At 39.8% G+C, this 19,411-nt stretch carries 14 protein-coding genes; 4 read left to right on the top strand and 10 right to left on the bottom strand.

Translation table 11 applies throughout. The features are described 5' to 3' along the window. Positions 1-319: 319 nt before the first annotated feature. From RYO55_RS00715 to RYO55_RS00695, 5 genes are all read right to left on the bottom strand, one after another. The gene (locus tag RYO55_RS00715; RefSeq protein WP_314983720.1) at positions 320-1,873 is read right to left on the bottom strand and encodes a nitrite/sulfite reductase; all 1,554 of its coding nucleotides are present in this window, start codon (positions 1,871-1,873) and stop codon (positions 320-322) included. A gap of 222 nt (positions 1,874-2,095) precedes the next feature. Further along, the gene (locus RYO55_RS00710) at positions 2,096-3,487 is read right to left on the bottom strand and encodes a cation:dicarboxylate symporter family transporter (protein WP_295814764.1); all 1,392 of its coding nucleotides are present in this window, start codon (positions 3,485-3,487) and stop codon (positions 2,096-2,098) included. 176 nt (positions 3,488-3,663) lie between these two features. Further along, positions 3,664-4,392 carry a lactate utilization protein C gene (locus tag RYO55_RS00705; RefSeq protein WP_278606492.1) on the bottom strand — a complete coding sequence of 243 codons (729 nt, stop codon included), beginning with the start codon at positions 4,390-4,392 and terminating at the stop codon, positions 3,664-3,666. Next, on the bottom strand, positions 4,392-5,837 hold the full coding sequence (locus RYO55_RS00700; protein WP_004694882.1) for a LutB/LldF family L-lactate oxidation iron-sulfur protein: 1,446 nt from the start codon (positions 5,835-5,837) through the stop codon (positions 4,392-4,394). The genes RYO55_RS00705 and RYO55_RS00700 overlap by 1 nt, the downstream gene beginning before the upstream one ends. 12 nt (positions 5,838-5,849) lie before the next feature. Continuing rightward, the gene (locus RYO55_RS00695; protein WP_004694880.1) at positions 5,850-6,587 is read right to left on the bottom strand and encodes a (Fe-S)-binding protein; all 738 of its coding nucleotides are present in this window, start codon (positions 6,585-6,587) and stop codon (positions 5,850-5,852) included. A 523-nt stretch (positions 6,588-7,110) separates the two neighbouring features. Between RYO55_RS00695 and RYO55_RS00690 the strand changes: the two genes are divergently transcribed. Next, complete coding sequence (locus tag RYO55_RS00690; protein WP_314983719.1) at positions 7,111-8,859, top strand: S-layer homology domain-containing protein; 1,749 nt, start codon at positions 7,111-7,113, stop codon at positions 8,857-8,859. A gap of 183 nt (positions 8,860-9,042) precedes the next feature. Continuing rightward, entirely contained in the window at positions 9,043-10,425 is a 1,383-nt protein-coding gene (locus RYO55_RS00685) for an S-layer homology domain-containing protein (protein ID WP_314983718.1), read from the top strand. Positions 10,426-10,520: 95 nt separating this feature from the next. Here the strand turns inward: RYO55_RS00685 and RYO55_RS00680 are convergent, their stop codons facing one another. Both RYO55_RS00680 and RYO55_RS00675 read right to left on the bottom strand, forming a co-directional pair. Then, the gene (locus RYO55_RS00680; protein WP_120054949.1) at positions 10,521-11,366 is read right to left on the bottom strand and encodes a hypothetical protein; all 846 of its coding nucleotides are present in this window, start codon (positions 11,364-11,366) and stop codon (positions 10,521-10,523) included. Between the two features lie 11 nt (positions 11,367-11,377). Then, positions 11,378-13,456 (bottom strand): OPT family oligopeptide transporter, encoded by a 2,079-nt coding sequence (locus RYO55_RS00675; protein WP_314983716.1) that lies wholly within the window; start codon positions 13,454-13,456, stop codon positions 11,378-11,380. 579 nt (positions 13,457-14,035) lie between these two features. On the opposite strand from RYO55_RS00675, the gene RYO55_RS00670 reads away from it, so the two are divergent. After that, positions 14,036-15,391 (top strand): class II fumarate hydratase, encoded by a 1,356-nt coding sequence (locus RYO55_RS00670; RefSeq protein WP_314983714.1) that lies wholly within the window; start codon positions 14,036-14,038, stop codon positions 15,389-15,391. A gap of 97 nt (positions 15,392-15,488) precedes the next feature. On the opposite strand, the gene RYO55_RS00665 is transcribed toward RYO55_RS00670, so the two are convergent. From RYO55_RS00665 to RYO55_RS00655, 3 genes are all read right to left on the bottom strand, one after another. Beyond that, positions 15,489-16,670 (bottom strand): metallophosphoesterase, encoded by a 1,182-nt coding sequence (locus RYO55_RS00665; protein WP_302497964.1) that lies wholly within the window; start codon positions 16,668-16,670, stop codon positions 15,489-15,491. Positions 16,671-16,686: 16 nt separating this feature from the next. Further along, complete coding sequence (mutY, locus tag RYO55_RS00660) at positions 16,687-17,784, bottom strand: A/G-specific adenine glycosylase (RefSeq protein ID WP_314983713.1); 1,098 nt, start codon at positions 17,782-17,784, stop codon at positions 16,687-16,689. Between the two features lie 203 nt (positions 17,785-17,987). After that, on the bottom strand, positions 17,988-18,509 hold the full coding sequence (locus tag RYO55_RS00655) for an 8-oxo-dGTP diphosphatase (RefSeq protein WP_314983712.1): 522 nt from the start codon (positions 18,507-18,509) through the stop codon (positions 17,988-17,990). Between the two features lie 117 nt (positions 18,510-18,626). Here RYO55_RS00655 and RYO55_RS00650 point away from each other — a divergent pair, with 117 nt between their 5' ends. After that, on the top strand, positions 18,627-19,400 hold the full coding sequence (locus tag RYO55_RS00650) for a DUF4931 domain-containing protein (RefSeq protein ID WP_004698244.1): 774 nt from the start codon (positions 18,627-18,629) through the stop codon (positions 19,398-19,400). Positions 19,401-19,411 lie beyond the last annotated feature (11 nt).

Raw genomic sequence — 19,411 nt, 5'->3', positions numbered from 1 at the left:
TATAATAAACTTTATAGTAGTGGTGCCACTCCCACCGATAGGGAAAGGACTAACCTGCGGCTAGTCCACGGGTTAGTTCTAATGCTAATTTAGTTAAAATTACTTGACCATCTCTCCCCTCCCTCTATTATATAAAAGCATATTGAGTAAATATCGAATGTAGCTTGTGATGGGACTAGTTAATAGCAGGTGCTCAAATAATAAAAAGAGTTCCCTATGCAGCGACTTTGCGAAGAACGGAGCAAAGAGGGAACTCTTTTTATTATTTATTAAGTTGTCGCAATCTAAGTGGGCCCCATCACAAGCAACCCAAACACATTTACTCAAATGCTTTTATAAGATTCATGTAGTCTCCTTTATGCGTAAGTCTCCATGTCCCAAAGTCTGGTTCTGGAGATTCGTTTAGAATATTTGCCAAAGATTCCAAAAATTCTGGAATTTTTGTAGCTACAATATTGCCAGCCATTTTACCGAGGTTTTCGGAACCCATGTGTTCTGATCCACCATCTACAAGGATGAATGCTACCATAGGTTTTTTATCTACTAATTTTACAGCACCATGGAATCCAATTTCACCGATTTGGTGTGTACCACAAGAATGTGGACAGCCGGATATATGTAAACGAGGTAGTTTTCTTGTGTCTACACCCTTTTTTTCAAGGTGTGCGAAGATATCTTTTAACAGACCGTTAGAGTCTTGCATACCAATCTGACATATAGTAGAACCAACACAAGATACGGAACGGCGGAAATCATTTTCGGCACTATCATCAGTTATTTCCGCAATTTTGCGTGCTTCATCAGCTGTAAGATTAATGAAGAACAATGCTTGGTCTGGCGCAATACGTGCTTCTACTTGGTCAAGTGTCACTGCATAGTCAAGGGCAGCCAACAAGTGTTCTACGTTCGCATCACCACCTGCTGGATGGTATTCTACGTAATATAAACCTTCTTGTTTTTGACGGTGAATACGATAATTTTCCACAGAATCATCACGCTTACCAGTTTTTGTAATTTCATAAGCATAATCAGCTGGATTAATAGTTAGGTGTTCTACTTCTTTTACCATAGCTAGAGTTTCTTCATAGATCTTGATGAAAGCTTCCGCCCCACCCATTTCAGCAGGCATGTAACGGGTACGAGCTTTACCACGGTTTTTGAAATTACCATGATTAGCAAAAACCATAAGCATAGCTTTCACATGGTACAAAACATCCTCAGGTGCTACATCATGTGCCACCGGAATACCAATACGAGGATTAGGACCAATACCACCACAAGCATACACATCAAAAGTATTGTGTTTTGTTAAGTTAAAACCTAGGTCCTTGAACGTAGAATGTGGGGTACTATCAAAACCATTATCTATACCCATTTTAAATTTGCGAGGAATCTTGATATAGAACATTTGCTCCATAAGAAATACGCTAATAGCTGTTGCATATGGGGTAATATCTAAAGTTTCACGAGGATCAATGCCACGTAAAATACTAGCCACCACATTGGGATTGTCACCGCCAGCACCACGGTTATAGATACCGTGGTCATAACATTCCTTATAGAGACTCAATATAGTATCACCATCAAGGCCATGCATTTGTAAGCATTGGCCGGTAGTGAAATGTACGTGTTGCAGGTTATATTTACGAATGGAGTCCGCTAAAAACTGTATGTGCTCGCGCGTCATGCGACCACCGTTGAAGCGCCAACGGCTCATGCCAGTATTTGCACCGCGCTCAGCGTAACTACCATAAGCACCAGATTGTCCTTTATAGTCTGCAATGGATAGTTCTTTCTTATAGAACTTATGTGTCATATCCTCAAACTTTGGATAATCTGCAATTAATCGATCTTTCAATTCTTGTGTAATCATACTATTACCCTCTTGGCTTATATTTATTAAGCATAATTCGTAACTTTATAACGCTTAGTATACCATACATGCATAAGCATGTTTGTAGCTAAGCTCACAATTTCAATACCGATTATTAATGACATAGTTTACAATCTGTAATAATTATCACTTGTAAAAAAAGAACAGCCCTAAGACTGTTCTTTTGTATGATAGTTTTATATGGCTAAGTGTTGTTAGTTTTTATACGCGACCTTCATCAGAATTATTGTATGCGTCTTTATCGATAGTTCCCATGATTTTATCTACTACGAGAGCATTTGTTAAGGAACCAGATACGTTCAAGCATGTACGGCCCATGTCGATTAATGGATCGATTGCAAGGATTGGACTGATAGATGTGAAGTACGCACCAAGACCCGTACCACTAAGAGATACAGATGCAGCCATTGTAGCAGTACCAGGAACACCTGCAATACCAACGGAACCGATAGCGATAACGATAACACTCATGATGTACATAGTCATATCGAATGGAATATTCGCTACATTAGAAATGTAAACAACAACAAGTGCAGGGAATACGCCGGCACAACCTTGCATGCCCGCAGTAGTACCGAAGGAAGCTACCGTATTAGCCGTTGTAGCATTTACGCCAAGACGTTTTGTCAAAGTCTCTACAGTTAATGGCAATACCCCCATTGAAGAACGAGATGTAAACGCCAATAAGAGTGGTGCTTTTGCTTTCTTGAAGTATGTAATCGGATTGTAACCAAAGCTAGTAATCAAGATCGCTTGTACAACAAACATAATCAAAAGACCAACGTAAAGTAATACTACGAACAAGCCCATATCAAGAATAGCTTGTACACCGCGTGTTGCCAATGTAGAAGCTAATAAGGCAACTACACCATATGGCATAAGACCAATAATGAAATCAGCTACCCAGGAAATCAACTGATGAAGTTCATCAAATAGTTTTGTGAATACCTCCATAGAGTTTGTCCCTGTTTGTTTTAATAGACGAGCTACGCTACCCAAGATAATTGCAAATACAACAATGCCGATAACATTTGTTTCAGCAGCCGCTTGAATTGGATTACTTGGAATTAGTGCTCGGAATGTATCAACCATAGGTTTGATTTCACGAATCTTCTTACCAGATTCAACAATATCAAAACCTTGCCCTAAACCGAAGGCATTCCCCAAAATTAGACCGACTATAGCAGCAACGGCTACCATGCCGAGATTCGTAGAAATCATAGCAACTACTAACTTTTTAAGATTAGCACCTGCCTCCATGTGCAAAATAACGTGAACAATAGAGATAAAAACGATAGGAATAACAAGCATGCGGATTAAGTCGATGAAACCGCCCCCTACGAGAGAGAACCACTTTGTACTTTCCTTAATATAAACCACTTTGGATGGATCATCAGGGAAGCCTGCAATAATTTGGACCGCTATACCAAGTACGGCACCGGCAATAGTACCAATAATAACGAGATTACCGAAGGATGTGCCCTTGCGTTGCAATACATAAATACCTATTAACACGAGCACGAACACCGCGATAATACCAATACTTAATGGATTGCTTAACATGAGGTAATCTGTAAAGAATGGAATATTCATAATACACCTCTTTAATTCATATCACAACAATAGGTTATGAATTTAGTATAGCATATATCGAAAAAAATACAAGTATAATATTTAATTTTTGGTAACATTTAATGTATTCTGTAATATATGCACCAAAAAGGCGATTTTCTAAAAGAAAATCGCCTTTAGTAAATCTAGCTATTATATTATCTATTAACTAAGATATAGGTTACTTGGATAGGACCATGAGCACCATCTACAGTTACCAATTCGATATCCGCCGTACGGGATGGACCAGAAATCAAGCAGATATTTGTAGGGAACTTAGCTGGATCGTTATGATACCGTTCAGCCAAATGTTCCATTGTTTGTGTCATGCGAGGATTAATTGTGTCAGTATACAACACCGCAATATGTGTTGTAGGCAACAAACTAATCACACGGCCAGAATCCTCACCAGAAGCTTGTACTACAGTAGCAGTTTCAGCAATACCGCAGTATGGGAATGTAATACCAATATCAGCATTAGCAGTATTAGAAATACATTCTTCACGACCTTTAGCTGGATCCCATTGGAAGTATGTACGAGTGCCGCCATTATTAGCTGCATCTTGTTCGAACAATTCTTTTAATTTATATTCTTCTACTTCAGGAGAGCTTGGGAATACAATTTTACCGTTTCCCCAGTCGTCGATAGCTGCAAAAATTGTTTCACCTAGTTTGTCAGGTGTAGTTTCAACGAATTTTGTACCAACACGTTGACATTGTTCCTTAAACATTGTCAAAATTTGATCGCGGTTCAAATCTTGGAACATAGTTTCTTGAGGACCATGGCTATAATCAAAGCCTTCTACAAAAGCAGGGCACATTTCTTGATCACGGCCTAATGCACGAGATAAACGTGCAATAAATTGATTACGTTTAGCTACATCCATTATTTTTTCTCCTTCTTCTTGTTCTTTTCATGTTCAGCATACAAATCACGGAATTTCTTGAATTTCAAGGAACCCAATTCTTTAGATTTAGTCCAGCCATTCATAACTGGAATAGCTTGAGTCCATTCAGGCATGTTACCCTCTTTATTACTAATTAAGTTCATACCGATAGCACCAGCTTTTGTGCCAAGATCAAATAATGTTGCATTACCGAACATCTTAGCAGCTGCTGTGAAGATAGCTTCTTCTGCTTTTGGACGAGTCTTTTCAATATCAGCCATGATATGACGGTGCTCCATCAACAATTCATGCAATGGAATAGCTACTGGACAGTTCTCTGTACATGCACCGCATAATGTAGAAGCATATGGAAGATCGCCAGCTACATCGTAACCTTTGAATAATGGAGTCAATACAGCACCCATTGGACCTGGATATACAGAACCATATCCATGACCGGAAACGTGACGGTATACAGGACAAATATTCATGCATGCGCCACAACGGATACAACGTAGCATTTCTTGGAATGTCCCACCCAAGATGCCAGAGCGTCCGTTATCGATAATAATGATATGAGTTTCTTCAGGACCATCAGCTTCACCAGGACGCGCAGGGCCAGTCATCATGGAGAAGTAGTTAGAAATTTTAGAACCTACTGCAGAACGGTTCAACATTTCCATCATAACATCAAGAGCTTTAAAATCAGGAACAATACGTTCTGTACCTAAGAAGATCAATTGAGTCTTAGGAATAGAACTAGCCATACGACCGTTACCTTCGTTGGAAACGATTGTACATGTACCAGATTCAGCAACTGCAAAGTTACAGCCGTTAACACCTACATCAGCTTTTAAGAAGCGCTCACGTACATAACCGCGTACAAAGTGAGTCATTTCCGTAGGGTTTTCAGTTCCTGTATAACCTAATTTTTCAGCGAAAATTTCGCGGATTTTGTTACGTTCAAAGTGAAGACCTGGTACTACGATGTGAGATGGGGGACTTACTGCAGTTTGCAAAATAAATTCAGCCAAGTCAGTTTCGTTAACTTCAATACCAGCTTCTTCTAACACTTCGTTCAAACCAATTTCTTCAGTTAAGATAGTTTTGGATTTAACGATCATTTTTGCTTCGCGTTGACGAAGGATATCTAATGCAATTTGAGTTGCTTCTTTGTCATCGAACGCAAAGTGAACTTTAGAACCGGCTTTTTCAGCGTTGTCAGCAAATTGACTTACATAGTAATCCAAGTTGTTAAGTACGTGATCGCGAATTTTAGCCGCTTCAGCGCGGAAATCTAACCATTCAGGAACATCCGCAACTACTGTATTACGTTTATCATAAAACACGTCTTGTGCTTTTTTAATAGCTGCAACTTTGAAATCGTCAGCCAAACATTCTTTTATACGTGTTTTATAGGGGCGATTGTCATATATAAGTGCCATGTCGTCTCCTCCTTAACGGCAGTTTAAGATTTCAGCAATATGCATAACTTTGATACGGCGATCAATTTCGCCTTCTTTATGAAGACGATCAAGCATGCCAGCGATGTTCATCAAACACGCTTGGTCAGAACCGGAGATAACGTTGGCACCTGTGCCAGCAATTTCCAATGCTTTTTCGCGTGTCATAACTTCACTGATTTCAGGGTTTTTAACTGAGAAAGTACCGCCGAAACCACAGCAACGATCTGCACGTGGTAATTCAATCAAGTTGATATCTTTAACGTTTTTAAGGAGTTTGAAAGGAGGCTCTTTAATGCCCATCAAACGAGTTACGTGGCAAGATGTATGGTATGTTACGGATTCGTTGAAACGAGCCCCTACATCTTCAACACCTAATACGTCAGTAATAAATTGAGTGAATTCGTAAATTTTACCACTCAATTTTTCTGCGCGCGCCAACCACTCTGGTTGATCTTTTAAGAAATGATGATATTCATCGCGGATTGCAAAAGCGCAAGAACCGGACATGCTGACTACATATTCAGCGTTCTCAAAGCATTCGATTGTATTCTTAATTGCATCCATAGCTGCGTCATTGTAACCGGAGTTAGTAAACATTTGTCCACAGCATACTTGTTTCTTAGGTACTACAAGCTCACAACCTAATCTTTCAAGTACTTCTACACCAGCCATACCTACATGAGGGTAGAACATGTCAATCAAACACTGTTGGAAAAGATGAATTTTCATATTAACTTCCTCGTCTTTTCTAGTACTTAACCTAATAAAAAATTTTGATATGTATGTGTTATGGCAATTTTTAGTAGTGAATTTTTCAACTAAATTTCTGCCCTGAACATTACTTATGCTTTCAAATAAATATTCAAAAGCTCATCGCTATAATTATAAATTAATCATGTAGATATTGTCCAAAGAATTGCTATATTCGTATGTACCCTTTTATTTCTTATATCGTTATGACTTTTTGTAATAGCAAACATTGAATTTTATCACATCTATTATTTCATTTATCATTTTTTCTTGTAAAAGCCCCATAGAATCTAGATTTTGCGAATGTTTATCATTTTGCATTTTTAACTACTAGAAAATCAACTTTTATCTATATTTCATTCTATATTTATATAATCAAACTTAATTTTTCAAATTCATGTAAGTTTTATCCTTATATATTACATTTTCTTATAGTAGTGTATAAATTTAAAAAGTGTTATAATTTATTTTATATAAGTATAGTTTGAAAGGAGCCCTTTTCATGAAACTAAATAAATTATCTTTGTCTTTAGCAATTACATTGGCCCTTGGTTCTACATTCAGCATGGCTCACGCTGAAACAACTGCGACTCATATAAAATCCGAAGTATCTAATGTGGCTACTAGAGCTGAAGTTTCTGCTAAGGCGGATGAACACCGTGTTGATACATCTGTTAAAAACGATACTAAACGTATTGATACATCCGTAAAAAATGATGCTAAACATGGTAGCACAGTTGTAAAACGTGATGCAAAACATGCTGATGCATCTGCTAAAAACGCTGCTAAACGCACTGATACATCCGTAAAAAACGATGCTAAACGCGTTAACACTTCTGTAAAAAATGACGTTAAACGCATTGATACTTCTGTAAAAAATGATGTAAAAGAAGATGCTGTAAAGTTAGAAGGTAAAAAAGCTGTAAAAGCTAAAGAAAACTTACCTGCTGGTATATACCCTGACACAAAAGATAACTGGGCTCGCGATGCTATCCAAGCAATGACACAAGCCGGTTACCTTTCTGGTTATGCTGATAATACATTCAAACCTAGTGCACAAATTACTCGTGAGCAAGCAGCTGCTATTTATGGCAAAGTGCTACAACACAACTTAAACGAACAAGAATTAGCGGAGATTGCAACAAAAGAATCCTCTACCTCCTACTCTGACGTGGAAGCAGATCGTTGGTCTAGCTCTGCTATCAAATTAGTTAGTGCTGCAGGCGTAATGGAAGGCACATCTAAAACAACTTTCACACCTAGCAAAACTATGGACCGCGAACAATTCGTTGCATCCGCCGCTAGCCTAGCTAAAAAATTAAATCTTTCTACACCTGTAAAAGCAGAAAAAGTAACATTTAAAGACGAAGCTAGCATCTCCTCTGCTTACTTGGCAGATATCCAATACATGGCTCAACGTGGCATCATAGCATCTGGGGCAACAGAAAACTTTAACCCTAAACAGCCTGTAACAAGAGCACAAGCGGCAACAATCTTGAACCGCATGCTTAATGGTGCTGGCCTTGCAACACCGAAACACAGTACAACTGAAGCTAAAGCTGAAACAACTGTAAAAGAAGATATAAAGAAAGCTGATACAGCAATCGAAAAAGAGGCCTCCAAAGAAAATAAAGATGCAAAAAAAGATATGTCCAAAACTGATAAAGACATGAAAAAAGAGGCAGAAAAGGCAGATAAAGTAGCCAAAGCTGAGGCAAAAAAAGCTGACAAAGACTTAAAGGGCAACAAAAATGCTACAGTAGCGGAAAAAGCTGAACCTACTCGCACAGTTCGCCCTGTTCGTCGTAGCACACTAAAAGCACTTGATCAAAAGCAACAAGCTGCATTAGAAGACAAAGTATTTTCTGAATTAAATAAAACTTATAAAACAGAAGATGCATTCCAAAATTACGGCGTAATGTACTGGCGTGACAACCAATTACACGTAGCTTTGAAAACAGACAGCGATATTTCCACTGTAAAAGCTAACCTTGCAAACCGTGGTGATTCCACTGTAAATAACTATGTTATAGTTGAATCTTCCCAGTACAGCCAAGCTGAATACGATGCAATTGATACAAACTTCCGCAACTACTACAACAAAAATGAAAAAGCAGGTACAATTCTAGCTACATTCCCTGATGTAGAAAATAACCAACTTTACGCAGTTGTATCTACAGCATCTAAAGAAACACAACAAGGGATCTCTAAATTATTCGGTTCCAAAGTAAAAATGACAGTAAAACGCTAATCGGCGTTACACTTAACCAGCCAAGGCAGCGTATACTCAATAGTACTACGCTGCTTTGTTGTATATCACAATGCATGCCAACTAATTGACTATGATGCGACGGATATAGCTTTTTATGCTGGTGAAAGTTTATATTCTACGGCTATCGCGCATTAGCCTTTACCATGATTAGGAAGGATTTTTATGTACAAGAATACCCCTTACGCATTACGTGCCCTCGTGCTCGGCACATTATTGACTACAACAGGCCTTGGTTTTGCTTCTGCAAACACAACCACTACAACTCATGCTCCTGCAACCACTGTTAAATCCACTAAAATGGAAACTACTAGAGCAGATGTAGCTAAAACAGAAGTAGCTAAAATGGATGTCGATAAAACGGAAGCAACCAAAATCGAAACAGCTAAAATTAAATCTACTAATACTGCATCACCTGCAATTGTAAACACCTCTATTGGTACACCTCAAGATATTCAAAAAATCCGCGCCCACATCTTTACAGATGTGCCTAGTGATTTTTGGGCAGCTAACTCGATTAGCACTGTAACAAAAGCTAACCTAATGAAGGGGTATTCCGATGGTACATTCCGACCTAACCAACCTATGACACGTGAAGAAGTAGCAGCGCTCTTCAACAATATCACGGATGATGGTACGGCTGCCTTTTTATCAAGTAAATTTAAAGATATTACATCTGACCGTTGGTCTGCTCTTGCTATTGAATCTGTAGCGCGCAAGAATATCATCAGCGGATATGGCGATGACACATATAAACCAGAAAAATATATGTCTCGCCAAGAGTTTGCTGTAGTAGCAGATAACTATATCCATTATTTAGGATATATCACTGAAGACCCAACAGTTCTTGATAATATATCCTATGGAGACCAAAAATTCGTGGCTCCTTGGGCACAAGATGCCGTTCGCGAGCTTGCCTATCTTGGGTTCACAAACTACGCTCCAGGTACATTGTTTAACCCTGAAAAATATGTAACTCGTGCAGAAGCTGCGGAAATTGCGTACCGCATGACACAAACAGAACAAGCACTTGCCTTCCATAACACATTGTTCAAGCAACAAGTAGAAAATAAAACAGCTAATATCATCGACAAAGCATTAGGCTATGGCAATGATTTCACCAAATTTCGTCAAGACGGGGCCCTCTTCTGGGAGGCAGGCCAATTACATGCATCTTTAACGGATCAAAAGAAAACTGACCTCGTCTCCAAAGCAATTACAGAAGCTCATGATCCACAGCTAGATAGAACTGTAGTCGTATCAAAAGGTAAATTAAATCAGGCCCAACTAGAGGAGTATCAATCTGATGCCATCGCCCTTTACCAACAAAAAGAACCTCAAGGAAAGATTCTTTCCATCTCCCCAAATACTGATACGAGTGCCCTTCTCATTACCGTTGACTCTATTCAAAAATCGACGTTGAAAGCATTTAAAAAGAAATTCCATGATAATGTATTCTTACAATTACCACCGGAACCACTTACAAACTCAGATGGAAACATTCAATTCCCATTACCGCCACGCGTAAACTATTATAACGACAAATAATAAGTAGATAAAAAAGAACCGCTCCCTTAGGAGCGGTTCTTTTCACAATTAAACAGCTGTTACTATACACACATAATCGAATTTACACAGTTCGATTATTTTTTTGTTACATCATTTTCGCGGTCACGCAAGATACCAACTGGTACATATATAGTACCTGCGCTATGGATTGCATCTACGTCTTGTTGCAAGATCATTACAACGGAATAATCATCTGTTGTGTAGAATTCAGTAGGCATTTTATCGATATTTACATCGCCACCTAATTTATCTTTCACATCTTGATTATTATTAATCGCATTCACCAATTCTTTTTTATTAAGACCACCAAGATCGTACAAGGACAATTGGCGACCTGTTGTGGTGTTAAATGTGAAACCTTTTACATAGTTTACACCATTGGCATCATGATCACGCATTGTATATGTGTGAATCAATACGCTGAAAATACCGTTTTTATCTGTTTTAACATCATAGTACATAACTACATTTGTTTTATCAGATTCTTTAGCATTTAACTTTTCTACATCATTTTGTATTTTAGAAACATACTTTTTGATGGTCGTATTAATTGCTTTTTCTACCGCAGGGCTAACAGATTTAACCTCTGGGAATACTAAATCCAAATGATCTGTAGTAGATTCCACAGGTGATACAGCAACCTCTTTGCGATCCATATAACGGTCCGCATTTGGAGCTACCACTTCAACTGCATTACGATCTACTTTAGATGCTTTAGAGCGCAACGCACGGTTCTGCTCAGGTGTAGCAGTGCTAGAAATACGATATGTTAAATCATTACGATTTACACGTTTCGCATTTGTTTGATTTGCTTGTACATTTACAGTATCTTGCGTTACAGGTATTACTTCGCTTGCTGCGAAGGAGACTACTGGCAATGCAGCAGCCATAATGATGAGTACAGACTGTTTTAATTTCATTGTTTAACCTCTTATTGTTCTTGCTCAGCTTTCATAGCAAGAGCTTCTTCTTTATTGAACTTGTGTGTAACAACACGGCGAACAAGATAGAGACCAGCGAATATGAATGCAAGCAATCCTAACCATTGTGCTGTGCTTTCAAATTCAGGACCTACTAATTCAAGTGGGGATTCCCCACCACCAGTTGTAACAGACAATACAATAATAACAGCTATGATTACACCAATCAAGCTTTCACCAACGATCAGACCAGAAGCAAAGAGAACACCGCGGCGATTGGATTGCTCTACATCGTAGTCAGCAAGCTCACCGGCACGCATTTTAGCACGAGCTACAAGATAACGACCTACGAAATAGCTGATGAAAGAACCAATAATAAGTGGTACTTCTAAAGTAGGTGGTAAATAAATACCCATACCAACAGCCAACGGAGGCAATGTTAAGGTAGCAGTTGTGCTCTTGAGAATCAAATTGACGATAATCGCCACAACACCAACGCCAACGCCGATTAAGATATAATCCCAATCCATGCTAGAGTTGAAGATACCTTGCGCAATGGTAGTCATCAAAGTCGCTTGAGGAGCAGATAATGCAGCGTTTGGATCCATTTCAGTACGTGGTAACGCACCTGTGAAACCATATGCTTGGTAAAGCAAGTTAAGAACTGGAGCAATTGCAATGGCACCGGCTACAGAACCAAGTAACAAGGCAATTTGTTGACGCCAAGGTGTAGCACCAACGAGTTGGCCAGTTTTCAAATCTTGTAAATTATCATTAGAAATAGATGCAATCGCAATAACTACGGATGTCATAAAGATAGCCATAGCGGTAGCGAACTGAACACCTTCTTGTGTAGCAAATAAATTATTTTCCGCTGCGATAAAGTATACAACCAAGGAAGAAATAATAGTCGCTAAAATACCGATACCAGAAATTGGAGAAGCAGATGTACCGATAAGGCCTGCCATATAGCCACATGCTGCAGCTACGAAGAAGCCAATCAATAAAGCTACTACGATACCTACTACAACGAGTGTCCACATTAAACCTGCACTAATAGGTACGACAGATACGAAATCCCAGAATGTAAATACTAATCCAATAAGAATAAGTATGAATACACCTAAAACGGATTTTGTACTCATATCTGTATCCATGCGATGCAATTCACGTTCAGCAGAACTGCTATTCATAGATTTTACAGAAATCTTCATGCCTTCGATGATAGGTTTGATTAAGGTAATCAAAGTCCAAATCGCAGCAATACCAATAGCACCAGCACCGATGAAACGAACTTTAGATTTCCAAACAGCCATTGCAAACTTGGCAGTAGCACCGCCATCTGGAGCAAACATATTAGTGAAGTAAGGTACGAAGCCAGCCCACGCGATGAGTACACCAACGAGGATAGCGATACCAGAGGCGATACCAATAAGATAACCAGCACCTAACAACGCTGTAGAGAAGCCCAAAGGAATTTGAGTAATCCCTTTGCTACCTACAGGAATCCAAAAGCTCATGCTATCGCCAAGCACTTTGAAACCATTTGCACAAAGGCTAATAAGGCCAGCTACAAAGCCACCGGACACGATATCGGTCATACCGGAGCTAGATTGAGGGCCTTGTTCACCATTGTGAGAGCCAACCTTTAAAATTTCTGCTGCTGCACGGCCTTCAGGATATGGTAGATCGCTATTCACTACCATGGCACGACGCAATGGAATGGTGAATAATACACCTAGAGAGCCACCACAGGCACAGAGCAAGAATGTTTGCCAGAATGGAAAGCCGTTCCAATACCCAAGCATGAGTAAACCTGGCAAGATAAAGATAATGGCGGACAATGTACCAGCGGCAGAAGCCTGCGTTTGTACCATATTATTTTCAAGAACATTAGAATCCTTGAAGAACCGTAAAATTGCCATTGAAATAATAGCAGCCGGAATGGATGACGAGAACGTCAAACCTACCTTCAAACCGAGATATACGTTAGATGCTGTAAAAATAACAGTAATCAATGCACCAAGTAGCATCCCACGTAACGTCAGTTCCGGCAGATGAAGGTCATGGCTCGTAAAGTCATGTTTCATAAGTACTTACCTCCTCTGTGAAATCATAAACTTAAAACAATATACTAAGCTACTTTCATTTTATCGTGTTAAAGCGATGATTTCAATATATATGCGATATTTATAATGTATACATATAAAAGATTATAAATTTAAGAGCCTTCAATAGATATCTTGAAAGGTCTATTCTCTCCCCTAAACTCTTTATTAAGCGTGGTAGCCCTCCAAAAGTCTCCAAAGCCACCCACCCCGCTCCGTGGGGCCGCTAAGTCATTTTGTAGTACCAACACGCTAATATATACCTAATCGTCTTACTATAAGAATAGACCTTTCATTATTCACCAAGTAAAATATTTAATTTATAATCTTTCTACATATAACTCATTATCAATCTTATATATAGATTGAAATCATAAAGGTATGGGGAAAAGGAGTGCGCAATATGCGTCCCCTTTCTTATATGCGCATTATGCATATACAGCTACCAATTATATGAAAATAGAAATCATTCTCTTTTATTCTATACAAATATACAGGATTTTATATAATTAAAGTACCGACAGTAGGGTCGGCATGTCTTTTAAGGAGGTTGTAAACATTATGGAAACAAGAATTGAATATGATTCAATGGGACCAGTCGAAGTCGACGCTAGACGAATTTACGGACCTCAAACGCAACGCTCGTTCAATAACTTCAAGATCGGTGACCACCGCATCCCTATTGAACAAATCAAAGCGCTTGCGCTTGTCAAAAAAGCATGTGCTTTAACCAATGCAAAGTGTGGCGCAGTAACTGAGGAAAAAGCGAAACTCATCGCTCAAGTAGTAGATGAAATCGTGGACGGCAAATGGGATGAAGAATTTCCGTTAACCGTATTCCAAACAGGCTCTGGCACACAAACTAACATGAATGTGAACGAGGTAATCGCTCACCGGGCTAAACAGTTAGATGAAAGCAATCCGCTTCATCCTAACGACGATGTAAACCGCGGCCAAAGTACAAATGATACATTCCCTACGGCAATGCATATCTGTGCGTACTTTGAAATTACAAAACGCGTAATTCCTGCATTGGACGGCCTTATCGAATCCTTTGAAAAATTGCAAAAAAAAGGGAAAGGCTTGCAAAAAGTTGGTCGTACCCACCTACAAGATGCTACTTTTATCATGGTAGATCAAGAAATTAGCGCCTTTGTGGACGGCCTAAAAACTGCCAAAACTATGCTCCTTCAAAATTCTGACCATCTCCTCGACGTAGCCCTCGGCGGTACTGCCGTTGGTACAGGTGTGAACACGCCTAAAGGCTATCTAGACGTTATGGAAACTGTATTACCAGAGGTAACAGGCGCTCCATTCCGCGTGAAGAACAATAAATTCCAAGGACTTGCCCTCAAAGATGCGTTCATGATGGCTCACGGGGCACTCAATACGTTAGCTACTACACTATTCAAAATCGCTAATGATGTTCGTTTCTTAGGCTCTGGCCCTCGCTGTGGCTATGGCGAATGGCATCTTCCTGAAAACGAACCGGGCTCCTCCATCATGCCAGGCAAGGTAAATCCTACACAATGTGAAGCCTTGACCATGGTATGCGCCCAAGTATTCGGCCATAACACGACGATGACGCTTTGCGCAGGTAGCGGTGCATTCCAATTGAACGTGTACATGCCTATCATGATCTATGACTTTGTTGAAAGCTGTCGCCTCCTTGCAGATGCTATGAATTCGTTCACTACACACTGTATCGACGGTGTAGAATTCGTACCTGAAAAACTCAACTTCTTCGTAGAACAATCCCTCATGATTGCTACATCCTTAACACCATATATCGGCTACGATAAGAGCGCTAAGGTGGTAAAAGAAGCGTACAAACGCGGTTGCTCTATCAAAGAAATCATCTTGGAAGAAAAACTAATGACCGAAGACGAATTTGCTGAAGCAGTTCGCATGAAATAAAATCTCTCTCATCTCTATGACATATCTGTAACATCCTCTCATACCTCAAATGAACGGAAAAAGCCCCGATACATTATGTATCGGGGTTTTCTAGTTATTACGCCACTCCATCAAAGAATGTAATGACTGTAATTTCTCGTGGACAGTTGATCCGAATTGGGAACCAGTGTCCTGTGCCATTATTAACGTAGCACACGCTTTGTTCTTCTACATAGCGACCTTTTGTATATGGTGTGCCCGTTGGTACTAAAGGCATGCCCATGAATACGATTTGACCTCCGTGTGTATGACCAGATAGAGTCAATGGAATTTTACGTTCAATAGATTCTTCGAAGAATTCAGGGTGATGCGCCAATAGAATAACAAAAGCATAGTCCGGAATTCCGGACAAAGCTTTGTTAATCATCGCTTCTCGGTTATCCTTTTTACGATCGTTATCGTACGCAACGCCCGCAATATATACAGGTTGTTTGCCACCCATGATTTGGATATTACTATTCACGAGAATATTCATAGGTGTATTTCGTTTAAGTGAATCTAGTACTTTATTTACATCGTGATGATACTCGTGATTTCCCAAGATAAAGTCAACGCCATCTGGGATTTGTTTTGCAAAGGTTGTTAGTCTTTCACAGACTTGCGGCAACCATGCAAGCTTATCAATAAGGTCGCCAGTGATAACAACGCGATTAGGTTTTTGTAAAAGTGCAAGTTTCAGGATTTCATCAAAGTCATCTAAGTCGATACTCGGTCCTATATGAATATCACTAAGTTGTACAATTTTATAGTTTTTCAACCCAGGTGGTAGGTTCGTGTAGCCAAAGCTTTCATGAGTTACCACTACCTCTTGTTGACCCGCAAAGGCAGCATAGCTAGAGCCACCGATAGTAGCCAACGGCACTATAGTTGCAGCAGTTCTAAAGAAGGCGCGACGCCCCGTTCTATTTTCCTCTGGTGTTTTGCTCCAAATCTTATTGATTGTCCAATATAATAGACTAAGTATGATAAATACAGGAATCGCTAGAAATACGCCAAAGAGGAATCCGTAGCTTTCGGTACGGAACATATTCATCAAAGGATAGTACATCGTACCATATAAATCCACTTGATTGAGTATATAGTATCGGATAGCAGCAAACCACGCACCGATAATGATTATATAGCCCACCCAGGCAGGCCATTTCTTTTTGGGCTTCCACAAGTTGAGGAATAGAGCCCAAAATCCTACCAACCCTATTACGAGGATAGCAGAAAAAATAATATTAAATAGAATTCTCATTCATTGCTCCTACAAATTATTTTGCAATCTCCGTCAATTTACCATGAGGACCCGCCCAAGCATAGTCGGAGAACTCATCGCGCTTGATAAGCATCCAATCCTTTGGCAATTGAGTGCGGATATCTGCAATCGATATATTATTCGCATTCCCTGTGTACGTTAAATCACCGCGGAATGCTTTCATAAACCATTTTCGGTGAGAGAAAATATGTGTTATCTCTTTTACAAGCACTGGTTGTAAGAATAGGTCAAAGCCAAGGGGCTTAACTAATTCCTCAAGGCCTCGTTCTCCGTCCTCAAAGGCAGATACCATTTCTACAGATGGAAATTCCCACATGGATCGTAAAAGTCCACGATTCGGCCGTTTATGCAACAAATAATAGCCTTTATAATTCAAGATGCCCACGAATAAAGGCACCTCTACTACCTTTGTTTTCTTGATGCGCACAGGCAGTTTATCTGTATCTTCATGTTGATAGGCAGCGCACATATTTACAATAGGACATTCCCCACAACGTGGAGTTTTTGGAATGCACACAGCAGAGCCAAAGTCCATCAAGGCTTGGTTAAAGTCACCAGGTCGATCGTGCGGCAAGGTCTCCTCTACGATAGCCGTAATAGCCTTTTTACCCTTAGTGCTTAAAATATCGTCAAAAATACGATATAGACGAGCATAGATGCGCAATACATTGCCATCTACAGCCGCTTCTGGTTCGTTGTACGCCATAGATAGTACGGCCCCAGCCGTATAAGAACCTACGCCCTTTAGGGACTCCATGGTCTTACGATCATGAGGCACGATACCACCGTAATTTTCAACAACATCCTTTACACCGAGCCGTAAATTACGAGCACGACTGTAATAGCCAAGCCCTTGCCATGCGTGAACCACCTCATCTTCGGAGGCCTTTGCCAAATCCTCCAAAGTTGGGAATAGACGCATCCAGTTGTCATAATAGGGCTTCATAGCCTCAATGCGCGTCTGTTGGCTCATCACCTCGGAAACCCAAATCTTATAAGGATCCCCACAATCGCGCCACGGCAACTCCCGTTTATGCACATCATACCACGCCAATAGCTGTGGCACCCACTTTGGGTTCTTTTTATCAGTCATATTACCTCAAAATAGTATAAATTATGGAGCATATTACCACTCTCATGGTCATATAGCCCCTTTTTACATTTTAAAATCCACCAAACCATCATTTTGATGTTAGTAAATTTATGTTAATAATTAAATAGGTATACTCTAAAATTCGTCGGCATAGTATAAAGAATACCTATATTCGACAATATAACACAAATAATCTATACGTATCAGCCGTTAATATACAGATCAATGCGTGCCAAGTGTTCGCTTTCAAGAACGGTATCCACAGTGGTCAAATCCATCTTATCCACCATATTATTATCTCGTCCAAACACAATAGGTCCTTTTAATTTCTTACCTTCTAACAACATCGGCAACCATCTGCGGTCACCATCCCACATATGTTCATAAGGAATTTGATTCGGTTCTAGCCAATGAGGCTCCATTTCATCTGTTTCCTCTACAGTACCTGTGAAAGTACGCAAGAAATACACATAACTCACGTGCGTTAAACTTTCATCAAAAGGAAATTGAAAATCAAAAACCGCTACACATTCTAAGTCTTCGACACGTCCTTGAAGGCCAGATTCCTCATAGAGTTCACGAATGGCACACTCTCGGAAGCTTTCACCATCATCAAGTTTACCACCGAAACCATTATATTTATTAGCCCCAAAACCACGCTTCTTACGCCCTAACAATATACGATTTTGTTCATCAATGGGAAATACGAGCGTCGTTGGTTTCATAGGGCCTCCTTAGTCACAAAAATAACACACTATTATTATACCATTATTTCATGTACGAATGTGCTAGTTGTGGTATGATTAAGAGTATAGAATTTCTTACAAGGAAGGAGGCACATGATGAACAAACCACTTAGATTTAATATCGAATTAGGGCGCACAAAGCCCGTCAATATTCGCAATGAACAAGTGCGTTGTCCCTTCTGTGATCGTTCCAAATTAACGGATATTCTCGATACATCAGGTCATATTATATGGCTCATGAACAAGTATCCTGTATTAGAAAAAACTTGGCCTACCGTCATTATCGAAACGGAAACTGACGAAGGCGAATTTTCTACCTTACCTACAGACGAAGCCGCCCACATTCTCCAATTTGGTCTCGATAAATGGCGCGAAACTCGTCAACGTAAAGAGTTTAAATCCGTACTCTTCTTCAAAAATTATGGCTATATGTCCGGTGGCTCTATTCGCCATCCTCACAGCCAAATCATAGGGCTTGAGAATTACGATTACCATAAAGATATTACGGCCCAAAATATGGAGGGTTGGCTCTTGCACGAGGATCAAGATGTACGCATCACCTTGTCTACCCATCCGATTATCGGGTTCTTTGAGTACAACATTCGCTTCAAACCAGATGCACCGGTTCGTACTGTAGCCCTTCGACTACAGCAAATTTTGCGCTATGTATTGCATAGTGTAGCAAACTTTAGCCAGTCCTATAATTACTTCGTATATAATCTTGAGGACGGCTATGATTACATCAAGGTAGTGGCGCGTTATGTAACGACGCCCCTCTATGTAGGCTACAAAATTCCTCAAACTTGTGATGAGGGACGAGCTGCTAAAATCAAGCACGATATTACGCCTTATTTTCAAGCTACTAAATAGCTCTAACCATA

The sequence above is a fragment of the uncultured Veillonella sp. genome, from assembly GCF_963551295.1.
Lineage (GTDB): Bacteria > Bacillota > Negativicutes > Veillonellales > Veillonellaceae > Veillonella.
The sequence above is the reverse complement of the archived record's forward strand: the minus strand, read 5'-3'. Positions and strand labels throughout refer to the sequence as shown.